Origin of the sequence: Pseudoruminococcus sp. (genome assembly GCF_047012705.1) — a bacterium.
Taxonomy (GTDB): domain Bacteria; phylum Bacillota; class Clostridia; order Oscillospirales; family Acutalibacteraceae; genus Pseudoruminococcus.
This window is the reverse complement of record NZ_JBKXNW010000045.1, coordinates 1-3,230: the sequence shown is the minus strand read 5'-3', so window position 1 is coordinate 3,230 and position 3,230 is coordinate 1. Positions and strand designations below refer to the sequence as shown.

General features: G+C 45.4%; 6 protein-coding genes. All 6 read left to right on the top strand.

The annotated features are described in order from the left end of the window. Window positions 1-608 (top strand): SpaA isopeptide-forming pilin-related protein (locus ACLU24_RS14480; protein WP_412613344.1); only part of this gene is annotated, 608 nt, incomplete at its 5' end. A 148-nt stretch (window positions 609-756) separates the two neighbouring features. Then, window positions 757-1,050, top strand: a complete 294-nt coding sequence (locus ACLU24_RS14475; RefSeq protein WP_003525240.1) for an exodeoxyribonuclease VII small subunit — start codon at window positions 757-759, stop codon at window positions 1,048-1,050. Between the two features lie 9 nt (window positions 1,051-1,059). Then, the gene (locus ACLU24_RS14470; protein ID WP_066733309.1) at window positions 1,060-1,653 is read left to right on the top strand and encodes a hypothetical protein; all 594 of its coding nucleotides are present in this window, start codon (window positions 1,060-1,062) and stop codon (window positions 1,651-1,653) included. A gap of 13 nt (window positions 1,654-1,666) precedes the next feature. Further along, a complete protein-coding gene (locus ACLU24_RS14465; RefSeq protein WP_412613343.1) occupies window positions 1,667-1,900 on the top strand; it encodes a hypothetical protein in 234 nt (77 codons plus the stop codon). Then, window positions 1,878-2,435, top strand: coding sequence for a hypothetical protein (locus tag ACLU24_RS14460; RefSeq protein WP_148336117.1), 558 nt, complete (start codon window positions 1,878-1,880; stop codon window positions 2,433-2,435). The genes ACLU24_RS14465 and ACLU24_RS14460 overlap by 23 nt, the downstream gene beginning before the upstream one ends. 5 nt (window positions 2,436-2,440) lie before the next feature. Then, the gene (locus ACLU24_RS14455) at window positions 2,441-3,124 is read left to right on the top strand and encodes a hypothetical protein (RefSeq protein WP_015573070.1); all 684 of its coding nucleotides are present in this window, start codon (window positions 2,441-2,443) and stop codon (window positions 3,122-3,124) included. Window positions 3,125-3,230: the final 106 nt, after the last annotated feature.

The window sequence follows — 3,230 nt, the reverse complement described above, 5'->3', positions numbered from 1 at the left end:
ACGACGGCGACGAGCTTATCGGTACGCTCAACGAAACTTCTACGGGTATTTACGAAATGAAGGAGCTTCTTTACGGAAAATACCTTGTAAGAGAAACCAAAGCACCGGAGGGCTTTGAGCTTGATAAGGGCGTGTACTTCGTATTCATTGAGGAAGATGAAATGACCTATGAGGTCGAAAACAAAGCGGGTGTCGGATTTATCAACACGGCTATGAAAGGAAACCTGAAAATCGTCAAGACATCTTCTGACGGAAAGGTTGAAGGTTTCACCTTCAGGGTAACGGGAGCAAACGGCTACGACCGTACCTTCACGACCGATAAGAACGGCGAAATCATTATCGAGGGACTTCGTATCGGCGATTACACCATTTCCGAGGTTCAGGATAGTGTTTCTGCTTCCTATGTGCTTCCTGCGGATAAGATTGCAACCGTAAAGGTCGGTTCTACTACCGCTGTGGAAATGCACAATGAGCTGAGAGATACACCAAAGACCGGAGACAACAGCAATGTCGGCTTGTGGACTGCACTTGCGGGACTTTCTGCCCTCGGCATTGTAGGCACAGCCATTATTGCGTACAGAAAAAAGAAGAAGGAGGACAATGAGTAATGGACGCTAAAACAATCGTAGCAGTTGTATTAGTCGCCTTTATTATCGGCGGCTTTATCTTCTTGCAGATTAAGAACAGAAAGAAATAAGGAACACCAAAGTGGGCGGAGTGAAAACTTCGCCCACCGTTCTTTTACGGAGGTGCATTATGAACAAGCAAAAGACGGTTGACAGCAAGGTGCTTGCAATACTCAGAGAATGCCCCGAAACGAGGTATGACGATATGCAGCTTATCCTTTGCTATTACAACCGATACAGCTATATGAGAGTCGGAGATTTACCGCTTGAGGATATAGTCAACAACTATAAAGGGTACGGCTTGCCGTGCTTTGAGACTATCCGCAGAGCAAGACAGAGAGTGCAATCCCTGTTTCCTGAACTGTCCAGACAGTGCAGTGGCTGCGACTGCGGAAACATCAGAATTGTGATTGAAGTAAGCTGAGGTGTGGATATGAACGAGGAAAAAAGAAAAATCGGTGAATACACCGTTCTCTGCTCGGTCAATGTGGGCGAAAAGGAGGTTATCTTGGCTTCCAATGAGCAAAGCACAAACGGCAATAAGTTTTTGTGCGGCTTTGCGGAGCGAAACGACCTGTTTGAACTGTGTTCGGAATGTATGGTAAGCGATGACTATATCGAAATCGTACACCTTTTCGGAAGCCGTGTGACAAAGGAAGCGGAGCTTTTCAAGGAACAGGTCGAAAAACTGGATATTCCAATCACAATCATAACGGAAGCCGACTGTATCCCCGACCACTATTCCAAAGACATCAACGGCAAAATCATAGCCATTGACCCCAAGGTATTAAAGCCTGAATTTCAGAGAGCTGACAGACAGCTTTATTATGTTACAGGTGGTTTCGGTGCGTCGGCAAACAGCCGTGGAAGTGCCGTGTTTTGTACCAATCTTCACACCGGCAAATCAACCCGATATGAAAGAATGGATGTTATGGGCGAAATAAAGCCTGAGCGTCTGCCTGAATGGGCAAAGGAAAAGGCACAAGAGCTTTCAAACAAGAAGCGAAATAAAGACAAAGAACGATAAGGAGGACAAAGCAATGAAGGAAAATTTCACTTTTCAGCAAAAGACAAAGCTTCTGACAAAACTGTTTGACGCAGGCTGCAATACCGAAAAGAAATTGCAGCAGCTCGACATGGAGAGCATTTTGAAAATTCCGGGTATCACTATTCCGGATATGAGTCTGATTATCGAGCTTCAGAAGCAGACCAAAGCCAATAAGCTGTTCTCTTATTTGGGAGGTGGCACTGATGAGCAGTCCGGAACAGAATGACCGCCATATCATTTGGAGCGACATTAGCCTTGACCTTGATGATTGGCGAGAGTCTTTGGAGGAACTGTATCCCGGATATTCCGATGATGAGCTTTACGACATTATGGTAAAATCCAATGCCGAAAATCTTTATGATGAACGAGTAAATCTCAACATTCAGCTTTCACAGCCGATTATCGTTATCGGCGACCTCGGCAGATGGAACGGCAGAGTGTCGGGCTACAAGATGATTGATTCCGGCAACATCAAGGATTGCCTTTATTCCGATACCGATTACACCGAATGGTATGTGGATAAGTACGGAGATCTTCGAGCCGACGCCGTTCATCACGACGGTACAAACCATTATCTATACCGTGTATTCAAAGACGGTGTTACCGATACGCAGATTGAAAATCTGCAAGATAAAATCTACAACGGAAAAGCTACAAGAGCCGACATCACACGAGTTACCAAAAGGCTCGGCGATGACATTGCCGGGGTATATGGCTTTTCTATTCCAAAGCAAAGACAACCAAACGAACAAGCGAGGTGATGAAAATGGATTACAGAGTATTGACCGAAGCAGAGCGTAAATACACCTTCAGCCAAAGTCAGCAGCTCTCTATGCAGACCGGTCTTATCGGATATTTGAGAGCCGACTTCGGTTCTAACGGGAACGAGTTTTGGACGACTTGGAACGATTTCAGAAAAGACTTGAAAACCGATGAATTTAAGGCTGAATTTGATGAAGTCATAAACGGATTGCGTGACGGCGATGTTTTGTCCGGCAGAAAGGCTATGTCCTCTTACTGTTATTCCACTCCCGACAGCTCCTTTAATGATGACTGCAACCACTACGGCATCCGTCTTGATACGGGAAAGTACAGCTATCTTATGAGATTTAACCCCAACAGGGGCGAGTACAATCTGTACTGCTATTGCTATCAGAAAGAGTGGCTAAATGCCCACTTGAAAAACGCTGAGCGAGGTATCCGATTTATCAACCCGCACTATCAGGAGCAGTTTCGCATTGCGGACGGAGAAAAAATCTCAATCAAGCTCGGCGACGGCAAAACAATGGAGAGAACTTGCAGATATATCGACGACTACCATTTGGAGGTCGGCACAAATCTCTACCATATCTGCGAATTTGCCGAGCTTTGCGAGAGAAACGGTCATACCGTAGAACCAGCCGCAAAAGAAAACACGAAATCCGCAAAGGACAAAGAAAAAACACGATAAGGAGGTGCAGACGAGGTGGCAAGAAAATTTGACCTGATTTCAGAGCTGTATGAAAGAACCTGTTTTGCAGTTACAGACAATCCGGTAAACTGGCAATCGTTTCTGA